Source organism: Pseudomonas sp. NBB (assembly GCF_032701105.1).
GTDB classification, from domain to species: domain Bacteria; phylum Pseudomonadota; class Gammaproteobacteria; order Pseudomonadales; family Pseudomonadaceae; genus Aquipseudomonas; species Aquipseudomonas asiatica.
This window is the reverse complement of the sequence record NZ_CP103994.1, coordinates 4,797,197-4,814,743: the sequence shown is the minus strand read 5'-3', so window position 1 is coordinate 4,814,743 and position 17,547 is coordinate 4,797,197. Positions and strand designations below refer to the sequence as shown.

Here is a 17,547-nt window from a genome sequence, read left to right as displayed (position 1 = left end):
GCTCCTGCAACTGACTGCGTTGAGCGATCAGGTGCGAGCTGGCGCCTCGATAGCCAGTTCTGCCTGTCCCAACGGATGCGTACTGGCATCAAAGAAGTGCAGCATTGTCCCCGGCATATCCCCGAACCTGTCGACAAAATGCTGCTTCTGGTTGATCACCGATGCCTCGCTCAACGGCCTTATGGCAATCGACAGATGCGTCGGTCGGGCCTGTCGGATGGCTTCGAGCAGATGCTGGTCACTGCTGTCCAGGTGCAGCCCGAACAGGCATAGCCCCTGGCTTTCCCGCGCCAGTTGCCCCAGGCACCAGCCCAGGTAGTCAGAGTTGCGGATGGCGCGCAGCTTCTCGTCGCTGCGGTCTTCGTTGACGAACAGCGGCACTTCGCCCGGGATGTTCACGGCAAAACCATCAAGCAGTTCGGCGCTGTCGGCACTGCGTTGGCGGGTGGTACCGTCGGGCAGCTTGAGCAGGTGCAGGCCGCCATGCAGGTGCAGCACCCGCGTGCCTTCGCCGTTGGTGCGGCGCACGTCGAAGAAGCCTTGCTCGTCGAACAGTTCGGCGAAACCCTGCGGGGCGTGTTGCACGGCCCACGGTAGCAGCAGGTCGTAGTTGCTGGTGTAGACGCTGCGGTAGCCGCGCAGGGCCTGGTTGAGGGTTGCCAGGGTCGTGGCCGGCATGAGTGGCCACGGCAGGTGCACCGTGCGTACGGCGTGGATCAGCGCTTCCTTGATCGAGTAGTAGCGGTTCAGCGGCGCGGTGGAGTTGATGGCCAGCGCGGCGTTGGTGCGCACGGTGGTGTTGAGGGCGCTGAGCACCGGCTCGAACAGTTCCGTACCCAGTGACTTGAACAGTGCCTGGTCGCTGACGGCCAGGCCTTTCTTGCGCCCGGCACGTTGCGCTTCCTCGAACAGCGAGAAGTAGCCGAACGGCTTCCACAGCACGCGGCTGGCGCCGTTGCCCAGCAGCAGGGCGTCGCAAGGGTGGCGGGCGGCGAGTTCCGGCCAGGGGGTGAGAGTGGCGTCTAGTGCGGGCATGCTGGGGTCCGTTGGGTGGAGCGGGAACGGGGGCGACTTTAGCATGTCATGCAAGGCGTGCGAGGGTTGGTGTCCAGGCAACTGCTTTGTGCAGGCTGCACTGGCCCTATCGCCGGGACTGTCAGTTTTTTTGTGTTCGGGCCGGTAATGGCCTGCCGCCAGGCAGGCCCTGATTTTCACCAGGTTGGCCTGATGAACCGATCTCCGTACAGAATCGCAAATTGATTCATCGCGCTTTTCCAATCATGGGCCGGTTTTCCCCAATTGGCTGTTATGTTGCGCAATCCCAGCCAAATCAGTTTGGTCGCTGCGTCATCATTCGGGAAATGCCCGCGAGTCTTGATGACCTTGCGTAGTTGGGCGTTGATGCTCTCGATGGCGTTGGTAGTGTAAATCACCTTCCTGATGGCCGGAGGGAAGACGAAAAATGGAATCACTCGATCCCAGGCGCGTCTCCAGGCAGCCACCACCGTTGGATATTTCTCGCCCCACGGCCCGCTTTCAAATTCATCGAGTGCTTGCTCAGCCGCTTCAGCATTGATGGCTTGGTAAATCGGCTTCAGCTCCTTGGCCAGAGCCCGCCGCTTGTCCCAGGCCGCGAAGTCGAGGCTGTTGCGGATCAGGTGCACGATGCACGTCTGCAGCGTCGTCTCTGGAAACACGGCGCTGAGGGCCTCTGGCATGCCTTTGAGACCATCGGTCACGGCAATCAGCACATCTTCGACACCACGCGTCTTGAGATCGTTAAAGACCTTCATCCAGAACTTCGCACCCTCGGTGTTCTCGATCCAGATGCCCAAGATATCGCGCGTCCCGTCGGGTAGAACGCCCAGTGCCAGGTAAATGGCCTTGTTGCGCACCAGGCCTTCTTCGCGAATCTTCACCCGCAGCGCATCGAAGAAAATGACCGGGTACATCGGCTCCAGTGGTCGCTGTTGCCACGCGCCAATCTCCTCCATGACCTCATCTGTCACAGAGCTGATGAAATCGGGCGAAACGTCGGTTCCATACTGCTCGGACAGAAAGGCTCGGATCTCTCTGACCGTCATGCCTCGGGCGTACATGGCGATGATCTTGTCATCGAAGCCGGTGTACCGCCGCTCGTGCTTAGGGATCAGAATGGGTGCAAAGCTGCCGTCTCGATCTCGGGGAATTTCCAAACGAAGAGGGCCATCGCCGGTCAAAACCGTCTTGCCACTCTTACCGTTACGCTGGTTGGTTTCATCCTCTGGGCGCTGCGCGCCCGGCGGATAACCCAGGTGGTGGCCGAGCTCGGCATGCAGAGCTCGCTCAATCAGGGCCTTTTTGAACGCCGCAGAGGCATCCTCGATAGCTTCTGCGGTCATCAAACCCTCACCGAACTGCTCCAGCAGCTCTTTGGGGATTTTGGGCAGGTCACGCAGGGGTTTCTTTTTGGTTGGCATACATGCACCTCTTACTCATGTTATGCCCGAACACAAAATTTCTGACACCCTCCTATCGCCGGCAAGCCAGCTCCCACATGTTCGTCACAGGCATTGAGAGCAGTGCAGTACCTATGGGAGCCCGCTTGCCTGCGATATGGCCAGTAGCAGCGACGCAACGCTTCAACCTTGTTCAGCCTGTTGCCCAACGCGACTCCTGTTACGCCAAACCCGATAGGCGCGAATGCCCGCCCGCACCGAGCCGAACAGCAGTTTGTCTTCCATCTCCCGGGCCATCCCCGAGCGCACCAGCATGCGCAGGAAGGTGCCGCGGGCACGGGCGATGGCGAAGAAGATGCCCTGGGCGGCCAGGGTGTCGCGCACTTCGCGCAGGGCGGCGATGCCGCTGACGTCGATGCTGGTCACCGCCTCGGCATCGAACAGCACGGCCCTGGGCCGTTCCTGGCTCTGCACCGCTTCGAGCAGGCGCATCTTGAAGTAGTCGGCGTTGAAGAACAGGATCGCGTCGTCGAAGCGGTACACCACCAGGCCTGGCACGGTGCGGGCATCCTTGTGTTTGCGGATGTCCACCTGGCCTTCGGTGCCCGGCAGCCAGCCCAGCACTGCGTCGGTGGGCTGATAGATGCTGTACAGCAGGCGCAGGATCGCCAGGGTCACGGCAAACACGATGCCGGGCAGCACGCCCAGGCTCAGCACACCGACCGTGGTCAGCAGGCAAAGCCAGAACTCGAAGCGGCTCAGGCGGCGGATATGCTTCAGCGACTTGATGTCGATCAGCCCCCAGCCTGCCATCAGCAGCACGGCACCCAGCGCGGCCTGCGGGATCCACGCCATCGGCGCGGTGAAGAACAACAGGATCAGGGCGATGACCAGTGCTGCGATGATGCCCACCAGTTGGCTCTTGCCACCGACCATGTCGTTGACCGCAGTGCGCGAGTCTGCGCCGCTGATGGCAAAGCCCTGGGAAACCCCGGCAGCCAGGTTGCTTACGCCCAGGGCGACGAATTCGTGGTTGGCGTTGATCGCGTAGCCGTGCCGGGCGGCAAAGCTGCGTGCGGTGAGCATGGCGCTGCAGAAGCTGACGGTGGCGATACCCAGGGCGTCGCGCAGCAGGCTTTTCATTTCTGCCAGGTTACTGTGTGGCCAGGCCAGCTGCGGGATGCCGGCAGGTACCGGGCCGAGAATGGCGACGCCAAAGCGGTCAAGGCCGAGCAGGCCGACCAGCAGCATGAACAGCGCCACTACAGTTAGCGCCGCAGGCAGCTTGGGGTAGCGTCGTGGCAGCCAGATCAGCAGGCCCAGTGCGGCGATGCCGATGAGCAGCGTCACCCAGTGGATTTCGCCCAGGCGCTGGAAGAAGTTGATCAGGCTGAGGATGAAACCGTCGCCCTCGATCTTGAACCCCACCACCTTGGACAACTGCCCGGCGATCAGGCTCAGGCCGATACCGTTGAGATAACCGATCAGGATCGGCCGCGAGAAGAAGCTGGCGATGAACCCGGCCCGGGCTACCCCAGCCGCGATCAGCATTACCCCGACCAGCAAGGTGACGATCACCGACAGCTCGGCAATCCGGTGCGGCTCGCCCATGGCCAACGGCGCCACGGCGCCGGCGATCATCGCGCAGGTAGCGGCGTCTGGGCCGACCATCAGCTGACGCGAGCTCCCGATAAGGGCATAGACCATCATCGGCAGCACACAGGCATACAGGCCGTACTGCGGCGGCAGGCCGACGATCTGCGCGTAGGCGATGGCAATGGGAATCTGGATCGCCGCTACCGAGAGGCCGGCCTGCAGGTCGGCGTGGAACCACTCGCGGCGGTAGTGCAGCAGGTTGGCAAGGCCCGGTAGCCAGCGGGAGAGAAACATGCGTCGTCCTTTCGAAATGCTTCACGAATCCATCCACGCATTGAAGCGGATCGGCAGGCAAATGGCCATGGGGCAGGTCAAAGGGAGGGGGGAGAAACGAAAAAAGGAGCCTGGGCTCCTTTTGACAGCGATGACGTTGCTGGAACGCCATGCGGGAATGCGATGTGGAGCGGGTAGAGGGAATCGAACCCTCAACTAAAGCTTGGGAAGCTTTCGTTTTACCACTAAACTATACCCGCGTTTGCGCAGCACTTTTTACCAGAACCCTCAACGAATTAGAAGCCCAAGTTATTAAAAAGCTTGTCGGCGCCCCATGGTTTGCGGGTTTGAGCCACAGGACGCCGAGTTGCTCAGATGGCCAATGCATGCTGCTCCTGTTTTACAGGCTGGTAACGTTGACGAGGTTCACGCACGGTTGGCTTCAGGAACCCCAGCATGACACTGCGAGTGTCCTCGCAAGCGGCCTTGTGTTCCATATCCAGGAAGTGGCCTGCATCGCGGATCACGCTGAAGTGGCTTCGGCCCACGTGCTTGCTGAACTGCCGCGCATCTTCGACCGTGGTGTACTCGTCGCGGTCACCATTGATGAAAAGTACCGGGATGTCGATATTGCGTGCACCATCCAGCGCCCGCCCCAGGTCATGTTGCAGCACCTCGTTGATGTGGAAGTGCATCTGCGCATACTCGTGGCTGTCCAGGCTGCTGACATGGCGGTAGTTGAAGCGCTTGAACAGTGACGGCAGGTGTTTGCCGATGGTGTCGTTGATCAAATTGCCGACCTGATAACGGTCGCAGGCGGCCAGGTACTGGCAACCACGGTCCAGGTAGTCGCGCATCGGTTCGTTGATCACCGGTGAGAACGAACTCACCACTGCCTTCTTCACGCCCCGCGGCTGGTGCGCCAGCGCCAGCAGCGTACTTGCGCCACCCCACGAGAACGACATCACGTGGTCTGCCTGGAAGTGCTCGATCAGCTCGAGGAGAATATGCGCTTCGGTCTCCTTGCTGATAAAGCGTTCCTGGCGATTGTGCGGCTTGGATTTGCCAGCGTATGGCTGGTCGAACAGTACAACGTTGAACTGCGGGTGCAGGTTACGTACCGTCTGGGCGAACGAGGCCGTGGTGGCAAGCGAGCCATTGATCAGGATGATCGTATTCTCGGCCGCATCCGCGCGATAGAACTCCGTGTAAACCCGATACTGACCTTGGATATCAAGTACAGCGATTTCTGGCCTCATGTCATCGACTCCTGGCGCAAAAAGGGTATTCGCGTCACCTAGGGTGCACGTTCTTTATGACAGGTAGGCATTTGCCTGAAGAGAAACCGGGGGGCCCTGTGTCGATCCTTGGCACGTGCGTCGACGGTATTGTTTTTGGCGGGCAATTCGCCGTGCCCCAAGGCATCGAGGCCCTGGGTGGCCGGCAAAAAGTGTCTTCGACTGCGGTCGTGACTTGGTAGTCACATGCAGACTGACGATTTGGATTCAAGCAGTGGGTCGGGAATCCCGCAAGTGCCGTTCGGGGGAAAATGTGACTTTTGTCGCTGAGCGGTCGTATGACGACCCCTGATCTGTCTGGTCCGGCCTCTTCGCGGGCTCGCCCGCTCCCACAGGGATCACACCAGCCCGGAGGCCTGTGGTGTGCCTGTGGGAGCGGGCGTGCCCGCGAAGAGGCCGGTACAGGCTGATTAGACCGTCGCTATTTCATCCGCCGTCAGCTCACGAAACGCCCCAGGCGCTAACCCCGGGTCAAGCCGGATCGCCCCCATGCTCTCCCGATGCAACCCCACCACCTTGTTGTCGAAATGGCCGAACATGCGCTTCACCTGGTGATAGCGCCCTTCGATGATCGACAGCCGTGCCTGGCGCGGCCCGAGGATGTTCAGCTGGGCGGGCAGGGTGGTGAGGTCTTCGAAAGCGAAGTAGAAGCCCTCGAGGAACTTGGCCACATAGTGCTCGCCAATCTCGTCCTCGGTTTGCACCAGGTAGTGCTTGGGCAGCTTGGTCGCGGGCTGGGTAAGCCGGCGTGACCATTGGCCATCGTTGGTCAGGATCATCAAGCCCGTAGTGTTGAAGTCCAGCCGCCCGGCAATGTGCAGGTCCTCACGCAAACCGGCTGGCAGCAGGTCGAGCACGGTGCGGTGTTGCGGGTCCTGGGTGGCGCTGACGCAGCCTGCCGGCTTGTGCAACATCAGGTAGCGTGCCGGGCGGCCAGCCTGCAGCAGCTGGTCGTCCAGCTCCACGCGGCTGAATTCGCGCACTTCGGCCAGTGGGTCGCTGACCACTTGGCCATCCACCCGCACACGGCGTTGCGCCAGCATCAGACGGACTTGCTGGCGGTTGTGGCTGGGCAGGTTGGCGAGGAAACGGTCGAGGCGCATGGCAAACGGTCAGTCGGAAGCGGGGGAGCGAAGTTGTTCTTCGACGGCGGCGCAGCGCGGGCACAGGCAGGCTTTGTCGCGCAGCTCGGCGGGCAGGGCTTCGAGCACGGCAGGGTCGATGGTCACGCTGTAACACCAGCAGGCCTGGGTGGCTCGGCGCGGATCTGCCAAGCTGCACTGGTTGAGGGCGCCACAAGCGGGGCAGTGCTGGTTGTCGGGCATGGCTGCCATTCACCTGTATCAAATTGTTGCAGAAATGGCACTGCACCTTGGTGGCACTGTCTTATTCAGTGTCGATGATCGCATTTCGCATCGACGCTCGCCAGCGCCGCTGTTCGGGCACTCCAGCGGTCCAGGAGGCCGCCATGTCCTATCGAATCCTGTTGATCGCCCTGCTGGGGCTGATGACTTCCGCCTGCGTTCCGTACTACGAGAGCGGGGGCTATTACCGATCGGACCACTACTACTCCGACCGTTATGTGTCACCGGATTATTACCGTTATGACCGCTATTACGTAGCGCCGCAGCCCCGTTATTACTATCAGCCTGCGCCACGCTACTACTACCGCTCGGCGCCCGCGCCTCACTACCGGTCTCATCCACAGCCGGGGATGAAGCAATGGTATGGCAACCCACGCAACGACTATGGCAACCGCCAGCGGTATGACTATGGGCGCGACCGGGATCGTCATGATTATCGCGATGGCAGCCAGCGCTATCAGCAGAATGACCGTTGGCACTCCAGCGGGCGGGGGGATGGTGACCGACGCGGGGATGGGCGGCGTGGGCACGGGCAAGGGGGGAACTGGCAGCGGTAGGTGAATTGAAAACCGGGGGCGCGTTGCGCCCCTTTCGCGACGCAAGGCCGCTCCCACAGGTACGGCGCAGCATTGGAAACCATCGCTGTACCTGTGGGCGCGGCCTTGTGTCGCGATGGGCTGCAATGCAGCCCCAACTTCTCGAAGCTACCCGAGATCCGCCAGCGGATGCCGCCCCTCCCACACCTTGGCAAAATGCGCCTCCACCACCGCCGCCGGCACTTGCGCCACATCGGGCCAGTGCCAGTGCGGCTGGTTGTCCTTGTCCAGCAGGCGCGCACGCACGCCTTCGCTGAATTCCGGGTGGCGGCAGCAGTTCAGGCTCATGTTGTATTCCATCTGGAACACCTGCGCCAACGACAGGTGCCGTGCCCGACGGATCTGTTCCCACACCAGGTGTGCGGTCAGCGGGCAACCTTCATGCAACCGTTGGCCGGCATCTGCCAGCAGCGGGTCGCCGTGATGCTTGAGCCCCTCCAGCGCACGCCAGGCGGCAGCTGCGTCGGCCACGTCGAGCAACTGATCGATCACCTGTCGCCTTGGTAGCCACTGGGCCTCGGGCAACTCGGCGCAGACGCGGTGCTGTTCGGCCTTGAGCAGGCTGTTCAGTTGCAGGGCGGTCTGTTCCTGCCAGTTCAGTTGCAGCAGTTCCTCGATCAGCGCCTCTTGCTGGTACTCGCCCAGAAATCGGTCGGCCAGGCCCAGGTCCAGGGCGTCGTGGGCATTGATCGGCGCACCCGTCAGGCCGAGGAACAATCCCAGCTTGCCCGGCAGGCGGGCAAGGAACCAGCTGGCGCCCACATCCGGATACAGGCCGATGCTGATTTCCGGCATGGCCAGCCGACTGCTGGGGGTGACAATACGCACATTGGCGCCCTGCAGCAGGCCCATGCCGCCGCCCAGCACATGCCCGTGCCCCCAGCACAGCAGCGGCTTGGGATAGGTGTGCAGGGCAAAGTCCAGACGATATTCGGCGGCGAAGAAGGTGGCGGCCAGCGGGGGCACGCTACCAGGGTGGTCGCGGCAGGCTTGTACCAGCGCACGCACATCACCGCCGGCACAGAAGGCCTTGGCACCGTTGCCGCGCAGCAGCACGCAGACGATTCCCGGGTCGCGGGCCCAGGCGTGCAACTGTTCGCCCAATACTTCGATCATCGGCAGGCTCAGCGCATTGAGCGCCTTGGGCGCATCCAGGGTGGCGATGCCGATGCGGGCGCCATCGGCGCCGGTGAGTACCTCGCAATGAATGGCCATGGACTACCTCGCGCAAGTCATCGCCCAAGTATGGCTTGCCTGGCCGAACATGCCGGTCGTCGGTCGGATCGTTTGACAAGCGGGAAGGGCTTACCTAGTGTCGCGCCATTGTTTATGGAAGGCCCCATGACTGACGACGATCGCATCAAACTCGAACCCAGCTGGAAGGCCGCCTTGCGCGCGGAATTCGACCAGCCCTACATGCATCAGTTGCGCGAGTTCCTGCGCAGCGAGTACGCCGCCGGCAAAGAGATCTACCCGCCAGGGCCGTTGATCTTCAACGCGCTCAACTCGACGCCGCTGGACCAGGTGAAGGTGGTCATCCTTGGCCAGGACCCTTACCACGGGCCGGGCCAGGCGCATGGCCTGTGCTTCTCGGTGCAGCCGGGCGTGGCCACGCCACCGTCGCTGGTCAACATCTACAAGGAGCTGCAGCGCGACCTGAACATCCCGATTGCCAGTCATGGCTACCTGCAGAGCTGGGCCGAGCAGGGTGTGCTGTTGCTCAACACGACCATGACCGTGGAGCGCGCCAATGCCGCGTCGCATGCCAAGAAGGGCTGGGAGTTCTTTACCGACCGGATCATCCAGGTGGTTAGCGAGCAGTGCCCGAACGTGGTGTTCCTGCTGTGGGGCTCGCATGCGCAAAGCAAGCAGAAGCTGATCGACGGGACCAAGCACCTGGTGCTGAAATCGGTGCATCCATCACCGTTGTCGGCTTACCGTGGGTTCCTGGGGTGCGGGCATTTCAGCCGGGCCAACAGTTTCCTCGAGCAGCGCGGGCTGGCGCCGATCAACTGGGCATTGCCACCGCTGTGATCACCTGAAAGAACGCGTCGCCTGCTTCGCGGGCTTGCCCGCTCCCACAGGGATAGCACCTGCCTTGAGGGCGATGCAGTTCCTGTGGGAGCGGGCAAGCCCGCGAAGCAGGCGACGCGATTATTCCGGGGTTGCGTTCCACACCCGGAACAACGGCTCTGCCAGAAACAGCACAAACAACAAGCGCATCACCTGCAGCGCCGTCACCAGTGGCACCGACAGCTGCAGGGTCTCCGCCGTCAGGCTCATCTCGGCAATTCCGCCCGGCATCATCCCCAATGTCAGCGAACGCAGATCCAGCGCGGTCATCATGCTCAGCACCCATGCGGCACTGCCGGCAATCGCCATGCACAACGCCGTGGCCACCAGGGTGCGGCCCAGGAACGACGGTGCGCGGCGGAAGAACGCGCGGTTGAAGTGGCAGGCCAGGCCGCTGCCGATCAACCACTGGCCGATCTGGCTGGCGCCATTGGGCAGGGTTATCTGCAGGTCGCCCGCCAGGCTCACGGTGGCTGCGACCAATAAGGGCCCGAACAACCACGGGTTGGGCTGGCGCAAGCGCTGCCACAGCAGGGCGACGGCAACGCCCAGCGGTGCAATCAGCGCCAGCCAGCCCCAGCTCACACTGCCGGTGTGATTCAGCGGTACCCCGTCACCCAGCAGGAACTTGAACAGCGCCGGCACGCACAGTACCACCGCCAGTACGCGCAGGCTTTGCGCCGCCGCCACCTGGCTGAGCACTGCGCCATTGCGGGCGCCAAGGTTGACCATCTCCCCCGAACCGCCCGGCATGCTGGCGAAGAACGCCGTGGCACGGTCTTCACCGGTGCGCCGCAGCAGCCATACGCTGATCACGCTGGACAAGGTGGTGAACAGCGCGCCGAAGAAGATCAGTGCGAAATGGCTGGCCACCTGCTCGATCACCGCCGGGGTGAAGTGCAGGCCAATGCCGACACCGATGATGCATTGCCCGCATTTGCGGCCATTGGGGATTTCCGGCAGCTGCCAGGGTGTCAGGCAGCGCACCAGGATGATCGCCAGCAACGAGCCGACCATCCACGGCAAAGGCCAGCCGACCTTGCTGGCGGCAAAACCGCCAGCAAGGCCGACCAGCCCGGTCGCGACAAACAACGGCAACGAGCGATCAGGCATCGGCCATCGCCCGGCGCTGCAGGCTGCGTTTGCGCCAGATGCGCAGCAGCGGCAGGGTCAGCATGCAAATGGTCAGTACCCATACCGACATGCTGATCGGGCTCGACCAGAGGATGCCCAGTTCGCCGTTGGAGATCGACAGCGCCCGGCGCAGGTTCTGCTCCATCAACCCACCGAGGATGAAACCGAGCAGGATCGGCGACAGCGGGAAGTCCAGCTTGCGCAGGATATAGCCCATGATGCCGATACCGACCATCAGGAACAGGTCGAAGGTAGTGGCATGCACGGCGTAAACGCCGATCGCGGTGATGATGGCGATCACCGGTACCAGCGCCCAGTTTGGCACGGCGAGGATGCGGGTGAAGATGCGGATCATCGGGATGTTGAGGATCACCAGCATGATGTTGGCGACGAACAGCGAGGCGATCAGGCCCCAGACGATGTCTGGCTGCTGTTCGAACAACAGCGGGCCTGGGGTGATGTTGTACAAGGTCAGCGCGCCGATCATCACCGCGGTGGTGCCCGAGCCAGGTACGCCCAGGGTCAGCATCGGTACCAGGGCGCCACAGCAGGAGGCGCCGATGGCGGTTTCCGGTGCGGCCAGGCCGCGGGCGTCGCCCTTGCCGAACTTGCCCTTGTCGCCCGCCAGGCGTTTTTCGGTCATGTAGGCCACGGCGCTCGCCAGTGTTGCACCGGCACCAGGCAGCACACCCATGATGAAGCCAAGCAGGCCGCAGCGGATGTTGACCACGAACACCGAGGCCGCTTCCTTGAAGTTGAACAGCATACGGCCGGTGGCTTTGACTGCCTGGTGGCCATGGTGGGTCTTTTCCAGCAGCAGGAGGATTTCGCTGATGGAGAACAGGCCCAGCACCAGTACCACGAACTGGATGCCGTCGGCCAGGTGCACGCTGTCGCCGGTGAAGCGGTACACGCCACTGTTGGCATCGATGCCGACTGCCGACAGGAACAGGCCGATCAAAGCGGCAATGAAGGTTTTCAGCGGCTTGTCGCCGGCCATGCCGCCGAGGGCGACGATGGCGAACACCATCAGCACGAAGTACTCCGCCGGGCCGAAGGCGATTGCCCATTTCGCCAGCAGCGGTGCGAACAGCACCATGCCGCAGGTGGCGATCAGCGCACCGATGAACGAACTCCAGGCCGACAGCGACAGCGCTACGCCAGCCAGACCATTGCGGGCCATCGGGTAGCCATCGAGAGTGGTCATCACGGTCGAGGCTTCGCCGGGGATGTTCAGCAGGATCGAACTGATACGTCCGCCGTACTCGCAGCCCAGGTACACCGCTGCCAGCAGGATCAGCGCCGATTCCGGCGGCAGGCCGAGGGCGAAGGCGATGGGGATCAGCAAGGCCACGCCGTTGATCGGGCCCAGGCCCGGCAGCAGGCCGACCACGGTACCGATCAGCGTGCCGGTGAGGGCGGTGACCAGGTTGTAGGGGGACAGGGCGACGCCGAAGCCCTGGCCCAGGTAGCTCAAGGTATCCATGTGTCAGTTCTCCAGTACGCTCAGCAGGCCAAGGGGCAGGGGCACGTCCATCACGCGGTCGAACAGCCAGTAGAGAAACAGGCTCATGCCCGCCACCACGATGGCGCTGTGCAGCCAGCGGCCGCCGTACAGGCGGGCCATGGGCACGCCGACCAGGATGGCGCTGAGGATGAAGCCCAGGGCTTCGAAGGTGCTGGCGAACACGATCAGCAGGCCGACGCAGGCGGCGATCTTGATCAGGGTCTCGCGGTCCAGTTCCGGTTCATCGTCCTTGCGCACGATGGGGGTGGGGCGGAACACCAGGTACAGCAGGCCCAGGCCGAGCAGGCCGAGCGTCAACAGCGGGTAGGCGCGCGGGCCCACCGGTTCATAGGAAAACGCCGCCTGGTAAGGCCAGGCCATCACGGCCAGGGCGGAGCACACCGCCAGCAGGGCCAGGGCGAAGATGCGTTGCAGGATCATGAAGGAATCCTCGTTGGGATCACGCAAGCGAGATGCAAATCCTGTGGGAGCGGCCTTGCGTCGCGATCGGGCGCGAAGCGGCCGCAAAACCTGCCACTGCGATCTGTCTGAAGCATCGCATCGGCTGAGACAGGGGCCGCTGTGCGGCCTATCGCGACACAAGGCCGCTCCCGCAGGGATTGTGGTAACTCCGGCCAGTGTTACTGGATCAGGCCAAACTCCCTGGCCAGTGTCTTGTAATCAGCCACTTGCTTCTTCACATAGCCGTCCAGCTCTGCACCGGTCATGGCGAACGGGAACAGTTCGCGCTGGTCACGCAACTTGGCGAAGTCTTCCGAAGCCAGCATCTTGTCGAATGACTGCTTCCACCAGGCGTATTCCTCGTCGCTCACCTTTGGCCCCAGGTAGAAGCCGCGTACCACTGGCCAGACGATGTCGTAACCCTGTTCCTTGGCGGTGGGGATGTCTTTCATCTCGGGCTCGTCCAGGCGCTTTTCCGAGAACACCGCGAGGATGCGCATGTTGCCGCTCTGAATGTGCGGCATGGAGTCGGAGATGTCGGTCGAGCCTACCTGGATATGCCCGCCCAGCAACGCCGTGGCGATCTCGCCGCCACCTTCCAGGGCGACGTAGCGCAGGTCACGCGGGTTGATGCCGGCGGCCTTGGCAATCAGGGCGGTCTGCATCCAGTCCTGGCTGCCGACGGTACCGCCGGAGCCGATCACCACCTTGCTCGGGTCTTTCTTCAACGCCGCGACCAAGTCGTCGAGGGTTTTGTAGGGCGAGTCGCTTTTCACTGCGATGGCGCCGTAGCTGGTGCCGACGGCGGCCAGCCATTTCACCGCGTTCTCGTCGAAGCGGCCGAACTTGCCCTGGGCCAGGTTCAGCAGCGAACCGCTGGACCAGGCCACCAGGGTGCCGGCATCGGCCGGGCGCTGGGCGACCACGGCGTTGTAGGCCACCGCACCAACACCGCCGGGCATGTAGGTGACGCGCATCGGCTTGGTGAGGATTTTTTCCTGCACCAGGGCGCTCTGCACCAGTTTGCAGGTCAGGTCGAAGCCGCCGCCGGGCGAGGCGGGAGCAATGCATTCGGGGCGTTTCGGTTCGGCAGCGAGGGCGTTGCCGGCCAACAGCAGGCAGCCGGTAGCGAGGACGAGGCGGCGCAGTGAGTAGGTCATCGTCTTTCTCCGTGAGCGTTGTTGTTATCAAGTTATCGCTATGGGGTTACCACAGCGCCACGCTGTAGCTCACCAGCAGCCGCACCTCGTCCGCGTCGCGGGCGAAGTTGGAGCGGAAGGTGGCGTTGCGCAGGCGCACGGCGACGTTCTTCAACGGGCCGCTTTGTACCACGTACTTCATTTCGGTATCGCGTTCCCACTCCTTGCCCTCGCCACCGGCGGCGCGGCTGACGTTGTCGCCGCTGATGTAGCGGGTCATGAAGGTCAGGCCGGGCACGCCGAGCGCGGCGAAGTTGTAGTCGTAGCGTGCCTGCCAGGAGCGCTCGTCGGCGCCTGCGAAGTCGTTGATCTGGACGAAGTTGACCAGGTACGGGTCGGCACCATCGACGTACGGGAAGGCGCTGTCGCCTGACAATTGCTGCCAGGCGGCGCTGACCTTGTGCCCGCCCAGGGCGTAGCTGAGCATGCCATTGACGGTGGTGTTGTCGATGTTGCCGGCCTTGGCGGCGCCGGCGTCGTCACTCACAGCCAGGCGCAGGTCGGCGCCCAAGGTGCCGGGGCCCCATGGCTGGGTGGCGACCATGCCGATGAAGTGCTGGCGGTAGATATCGTCGAGCTGGGCAAAGTGGTAGCTGCCGGTGATGCGATCGGTGAACTGGTAGTCGAGGCCGGCCAGGTCCAGGTTGTCGGCGTTGAACGAGCCACCGAAGCGGCCGTTCTTGTTGTTCAGGGCCAGGTCTTCCCAGTTGGTGTCGTTGCGGTCCTTGGCCTTGTCCAGTCGGCCTCCGGTGAAGGTCAGGCCCTTGACCTCCTTCGAAGTCAGCAGGCCGCCTTCGAAGGTTTGCGGCAGGATGCGCCCATCGTTGGGCTGCAGGGTCGGCAGTTCGGGGATCAGAGTGCCGATCTTCAGTTCGGTCTGCGACACCTTCACCTTGCCGGTCAGGCCGAGTTTGGAGTACTCGTCGGCGGCCTTGCCGTCATCGTGCGTCGGCAGCAGGCCGGTGTCGGTGCGGTCGGGGCTGGAGTCGAGCTTGATGCCGAGCATGCCCAGCGCATCCAGGCCGAAACCCACGGTGCCATCGGTGTAGCCAGACTCGAAGTTGAGCATGAAGCCCTGGGCCCACTCGTCGCGCTTGGATTGCTGCGCACTGGTGCCGTCGCGGAAATCGCGGTTGAAGTACATGTTGCGGGTTTCGAAGGTGGCCGTGCTGTCTTCGAAGAAGGCGGCCTGACTCATCGGCGCGACACCGGCAAGCGCAAGGGCGCTGACGATGGCGGAGGGGCGTGCGGCAAAGGAACGGGTAGGCGCGAACGCCTGCGGCTGCGATGACAGCATCACTGATGGCTCCGTTTATTGTTCTTATTCGTTGCACCTTGCTGGTGCTTTTTTTCGGCGCGTAGGGCGACCGTGGTGCGATGCTAGGTAACCAACCTTTCGCTAACCTTTCAGCGTGAAAGGTTTGTCGACAGGGCTTCACAGGCCTGCCGACAGCGGTACACTCCGCGCCACCGTCCCACCCGAGCAGGGAGAATCCGATGCGTGTGCTGCTGGTCGAAGACCACCTGCAACTGGCTGAAAGCGTGGCCCAGGCCTTGAAAAGCCATGGCCTGACCGTGGATGTGTTGCATGACGGCGTGGCCGCCGACCTGGCCCTGGCCAGCGAGGAGTACGCCGTGGCCGTGCTGGATGTCGGCTTGCCGCGCATGGATGGCTTCGAGGTGCTGGCGCGCCTGCGCGGCCGTGGCAAGACCCTGCCGGTGCTGATGCTGACCGCGCGCAGCGACGTCAAGGACCGGGTTCATGGGCTGAACCTGGGCGCTGACGACTACCTGGCCAAGCCGTTCGAGCTGACCGAGCTGGAAGCACGGGTCAAGGCCCTGTTACGGCGCAGCGTGCTCGGTGGCGAGCGCCAGCAACGCTGCGGGCCGTTGGTATACGACCTGGATACCCGGCGCTTCACCTTGGGTGGCGACAACCTGACACTGACTTCTCGCGAACAAAGCGTACTGGAAGCGCTGATCGCCCGCCCGGGCCGGGTGATGAGCAAGGAGCAACTGGCCGCCCAGGTGTTCGGCCTGGACGAAGAAGCCAGCCCCGATGCCATCGAAATCTACATCCACCGCCTGCGCAAGAAGCTCGACGGCCACCCGGTGGCGATTGTCACCTTCCGTGGCCTGGGCTACCTGCTCGAGCACCGCGATGCGTGACAACGGCAGCCTGCGTGGGCGCTTGCTCGGCAACCTGGCCTTACTGCTGGTGGTGCTGATGCTGGCCAGCGGCCTGAGCGCCTACTGGAACGGCCGCGAGGCCGCCGATACTGCCTACGACCGGACCCTGCTGGCCTCGGCAAGGACGATTGCCGCAGGCCTGTCCCAGCGTGACGGTTCGCTGAGCGCGGATGTGCCCTACGTGGCCCTGGACACCTTCGCCTACGACAGTGCCGGGCGCATCTACTACCAGGTGCTGGACATCCAGCAGCGGCTGATTTCCGGCTACGAGAACCTGCCAGCGCCGCCGCCGGGCACGCCGCGTACCGACGACTATCCGGCGCTGGCGCGGTTCTACAATGCCACCTACCTGGGCCAGGACGTGCGCGTGGTCAGCCTGCTGAAGCCGGTGAGCGAGCCGAACATGAACGGCATGGCGGAAATCCGTGTGGCCGAGACCGAGGAAGCGCGGGTGCGCATGGCCCGTGGCCTGATGGCCGATACCCTGCTGCGCCTGGGGATGCTGGCGCTGGGCGCGCTGGTGATGGTGTGGTTTGCCGTGAGTGCCGCGTTGCGGCCGCTGGAGCGCCTGCGCACGGCGGTGGAAGAGCGCCAGCCGGACGACCTGCGGGCCTTGCCGGTGGTGCAGGTGCAGCGGGAGCTGGGCCCGCTGGTGCGGGCTTTGAACCATTTCACTGAGCGTTTGCGCGGCCAGTTCGAGCGCCAGGCGCAGTTCATCGCGGACGCTGCCCACGAGTTGCGCACGCCGCTGGCCGCGCTGAAGGCGCGGGTCGAGCTGGGCCTGCGTTCGACCGAGCCGCAGGAGTGGCGGCAGACACTGGAGTCCGCGGCCCAGGGCACCGACCGGCTGACCCATCTGGCCAACCAGCTGCTGTCGCTGGCGCGGGTCGAGAACGGTGCGCGGGCGATTGCAGAAGGCGGCGCGCAGCGCCTGGACCTGAGTCAGTTGGCTCGTGAGCTGGGCATGGCCATGGCACCGCTGGCGCACAAACGCGGGGTGGCGCTGGCCCTGGAGGCCGAGGCGCCGGTGTGGCTGAAGGGGGAGCCGACGCTGCTCAACGAGCTGTTGAGCAACCTGGTGGACAATGCCTTGGCGCATACGCCGGCTGGCGGCAACGTGATCTTGCGAGTGCTGGCGCCGGCGGTACTGGAGGTGGAGGATGACGGACCGGGGATTCCCGAGGCCGAGCGTGAGCGGGTATTCGAGCGCTTCTACCGGCGCAGTGCGCAGGGCAGTGGGCTTGGATTGGCGATTGTCGGCGAGATCTGCCGGGCGCACCTGGCACAGGTGAGCCTGCATGACGGTGCGAAGGGCGGGTTGCGGGTGCGGGTGAGTTTTATCGCGGATTGATGTGTTGCCTGTACCGGCCCTTTCGCGGGTGAACCCGCTCCTACAGGTACAGCGCAGCCTTCAGCA

The 17,547-nt window shown here is 63.5% G+C and carries 16 protein-coding genes and 1 tRNA gene; 4 read left to right on the top strand and 13 right to left on the bottom strand.

Features of this window, described 5'->3' with window-relative positions; all coding sequences use genetic code 11:
- Positions 1-27: 27 nt before the first annotated feature.
- The 7 genes from NY023_RS22285 to NY023_RS22255 all read right to left on the bottom strand — a co-directional run bounded on the left by NY023_RS22285 (position 28) and on the right by NY023_RS22255 (position 6,930).
- On the bottom strand, positions 28-1,035 hold the full coding sequence (locus NY023_RS22285) for a DUF4917 family protein (protein ID WP_013974018.1): 1,008 nt from the start codon (positions 1,033-1,035) through the stop codon (positions 28-30).
- A gap of 176 nt (positions 1,036-1,211) precedes the next feature.
- Positions 1,212-2,459: an IS256 family transposase gene (locus NY023_RS22280; protein ID WP_013970710.1), complete on the bottom strand. Its 1,248-nt coding sequence runs from the start codon at positions 2,457-2,459 to the stop codon at positions 1,212-1,214.
- Between the two features lie 162 nt (positions 2,460-2,621).
- Positions 2,622-4,328: a SulP family inorganic anion transporter gene (locus tag NY023_RS22275; protein WP_013974017.1), complete on the bottom strand. Its 1,707-nt coding sequence runs from the start codon at positions 4,326-4,328 to the stop codon at positions 2,622-2,624.
- Positions 4,329-4,493: 165 nt separating this feature from the next.
- Positions 4,494-4,567 (bottom strand) — tRNA-Gly (locus NY023_RS22270).
- A gap of 111 nt (positions 4,568-4,678) precedes the next feature.
- Positions 4,679-5,566 (bottom strand): alpha/beta fold hydrolase, encoded by an 888-nt coding sequence (locus NY023_RS22265; RefSeq protein ID WP_013974016.1) that lies wholly within the window; start codon positions 5,564-5,566, stop codon positions 4,679-4,681.
- Between the two features lie 449 nt (positions 5,567-6,015).
- Entirely contained in the window at positions 6,016-6,708 is a 693-nt protein-coding gene (locus NY023_RS22260; protein WP_013974015.1) for a pseudouridine synthase, read from the bottom strand.
- 9 nt (positions 6,709-6,717) lie between these two features.
- Positions 6,718-6,930 carry a cysteine-rich CWC family protein gene (locus NY023_RS22255; protein WP_015271611.1) on the bottom strand — a complete coding sequence of 71 codons (213 nt, stop codon included), beginning with the start codon at positions 6,928-6,930 and terminating at the stop codon, positions 6,718-6,720.
- 143 nt (positions 6,931-7,073) lie between these two features.
- Between NY023_RS22255 and NY023_RS22250 the strand changes: the two genes are divergently transcribed.
- Positions 7,074-7,526 carry a hypothetical protein gene (locus NY023_RS22250; protein WP_024087683.1) on the top strand — a complete coding sequence of 151 codons (453 nt, stop codon included), beginning with the start codon at positions 7,074-7,076 and terminating at the stop codon, positions 7,524-7,526.
- 147 nt (positions 7,527-7,673) lie between these two features.
- Here the strand turns inward: NY023_RS22250 and NY023_RS22245 are convergent, their stop codons facing one another.
- Positions 7,674-8,780 carry an enoyl-CoA hydratase/isomerase family protein gene (locus NY023_RS22245; protein ID WP_013974012.1) on the bottom strand — a complete coding sequence of 369 codons (1,107 nt, stop codon included), beginning with the start codon at positions 8,778-8,780 and terminating at the stop codon, positions 7,674-7,676.
- A 126-nt stretch (positions 8,781-8,906) separates the two neighbouring features.
- On the opposite strand from NY023_RS22245, the gene ung reads away from it, so the two are divergent.
- Positions 8,907-9,599, top strand: a complete 693-nt coding sequence (gene ung, locus NY023_RS22240) for a uracil-DNA glycosylase (RefSeq protein WP_044047153.1) — start codon at positions 8,907-8,909, stop codon at positions 9,597-9,599.
- Positions 9,600-9,719: 120 nt separating this feature from the next.
- Here ung and NY023_RS22235 read toward each other — a convergent pair whose 3' ends face one another.
- The 5 genes from NY023_RS22235 to NY023_RS22215 all read right to left on the bottom strand — a co-directional run bounded on the left by NY023_RS22235 (position 9,720) and on the right by NY023_RS22215 (position 15,237).
- Complete coding sequence (locus tag NY023_RS22235; RefSeq protein WP_013974010.1) at positions 9,720-10,751, bottom strand: AbrB family transcriptional regulator; 1,032 nt, start codon at positions 10,749-10,751, stop codon at positions 9,720-9,722.
- Positions 10,744-12,258, bottom strand: coding sequence for a tripartite tricarboxylate transporter permease (locus tag NY023_RS22230; RefSeq protein WP_013974009.1), 1,515 nt, complete (start codon positions 12,256-12,258; stop codon positions 10,744-10,746). The genes NY023_RS22235 and NY023_RS22230 overlap by 8 nt, the downstream gene beginning before the upstream one ends.
- Before the next feature lie 3 nt (positions 12,259-12,261).
- A complete protein-coding gene (locus tag NY023_RS22225) occupies positions 12,262-12,720 on the bottom strand; it encodes a tripartite tricarboxylate transporter TctB family protein (RefSeq protein ID WP_013974008.1) in 459 nt (152 codons plus the stop codon).
- 200 nt (positions 12,721-12,920) lie between these two features.
- Complete coding sequence (locus tag NY023_RS22220) at positions 12,921-13,901, bottom strand: Bug family tripartite tricarboxylate transporter substrate binding protein (protein WP_013974007.1); 981 nt, start codon at positions 13,899-13,901, stop codon at positions 12,921-12,923.
- 46 nt (positions 13,902-13,947) lie between these two features.
- The gene (locus tag NY023_RS22215; RefSeq protein WP_013974006.1) at positions 13,948-15,237 is read right to left on the bottom strand and encodes an OprD family porin; all 1,290 of its coding nucleotides are present in this window, start codon (positions 15,235-15,237) and stop codon (positions 13,948-13,950) included.
- A gap of 200 nt (positions 15,238-15,437) precedes the next feature.
- Between NY023_RS22215 and NY023_RS22210 the strand changes: the two genes are divergently transcribed.
- Both NY023_RS22210 and NY023_RS22205 read left to right on the top strand, forming a co-directional pair.
- Positions 15,438-16,109 (top strand): response regulator, encoded by a 672-nt coding sequence (locus NY023_RS22210; RefSeq protein WP_013974005.1) that lies wholly within the window; start codon positions 15,438-15,440, stop codon positions 16,107-16,109.
- The gene (locus tag NY023_RS22205) at positions 16,102-17,481 is read left to right on the top strand and encodes a sensor histidine kinase (RefSeq protein WP_013974004.1); all 1,380 of its coding nucleotides are present in this window, start codon (positions 16,102-16,104) and stop codon (positions 17,479-17,481) included. The genes NY023_RS22210 and NY023_RS22205 overlap by 8 nt, the downstream gene beginning before the upstream one ends.
- The last annotated feature ends 66 nt before the right edge of the window (positions 17,482-17,547 follow it).

Coding starts and splice junctions, on each gene's coding strand:
- NY023_RS22285 (WP_013974018.1), bottom strand. CDS start 1,035: ATGCCCGCACTAGACGCCACTCTCACCCCCTGGCCGGAACTCGCCGCC.
- NY023_RS22280 (WP_013970710.1), bottom strand. CDS start 2,459: ATGCCAACCAAAAAGAAACCCCTGCGTGACCTGCCCAAAATCCCCAAA.
- NY023_RS22275 (WP_013974017.1), bottom strand. CDS start 4,328: ATGTTTCTCTCCCGCTGGCTACCGGGCCTTGCCAACCTGCTGCACTAC.
- NY023_RS22265 (WP_013974016.1), bottom strand. CDS start 5,566: ATGAGGCCAGAAATCGCTGTACTTGATATCCAAGGTCAGTATCGGGTT.
- NY023_RS22260 (WP_013974015.1), bottom strand. CDS start 6,708: ATGCGCCTCGACCGTTTCCTCGCCAACCTGCCCAGCCACAACCGCCAG.
- NY023_RS22255 (WP_015271611.1), bottom strand. CDS start 6,930: ATGCCCGACAACCAGCACTGCCCCGCTTGTGGCGCCCTCAACCAGTGC.
- NY023_RS22250 (WP_024087683.1), top strand. CDS start 7,074: ATGTCCTATCGAATCCTGTTGATCGCCCTGCTGGGGCTGATGACTTCC.
- NY023_RS22245 (WP_013974012.1), bottom strand. CDS start 8,780: ATGGCCATTCATTGCGAGGTACTCACCGGCGCCGATGGCGCCCGCATC.
- ung (WP_044047153.1), top strand. CDS start 8,907: ATGACTGACGACGATCGCATCAAACTCGAACCCAGCTGGAAGGCCGCC.
- NY023_RS22235 (WP_013974010.1), bottom strand. CDS start 10,751: ATGCCTGATCGCTCGTTGCCGTTGTTTGTCGCGACCGGGCTGGTCGGC.
- NY023_RS22230 (WP_013974009.1), bottom strand. CDS start 12,258: ATGGATACCTTGAGCTACCTGGGCCAGGGCTTCGGCGTCGCCCTGTCC.
- NY023_RS22225 (WP_013974008.1), bottom strand. CDS start 12,720: ATGATCCTGCAACGCATCTTCGCCCTGGCCCTGCTGGCGGTGTGCTCC.
- NY023_RS22220 (WP_013974007.1), bottom strand. CDS start 13,901: ATGACCTACTCACTGCGCCGCCTCGTCCTCGCTACCGGCTGCCTGCTG.
- NY023_RS22215 (WP_013974006.1), bottom strand. CDS start 15,237: ATGCTGTCATCGCAGCCGCAGGCGTTCGCGCCTACCCGTTCCTTTGCC.
- NY023_RS22210 (WP_013974005.1), top strand. CDS start 15,438: ATGCGTGTGCTGCTGGTCGAAGACCACCTGCAACTGGCTGAAAGCGTG.
- NY023_RS22205 (WP_013974004.1), top strand. CDS start 16,102: ATGCGTGACAACGGCAGCCTGCGTGGGCGCTTGCTCGGCAACCTGGCC.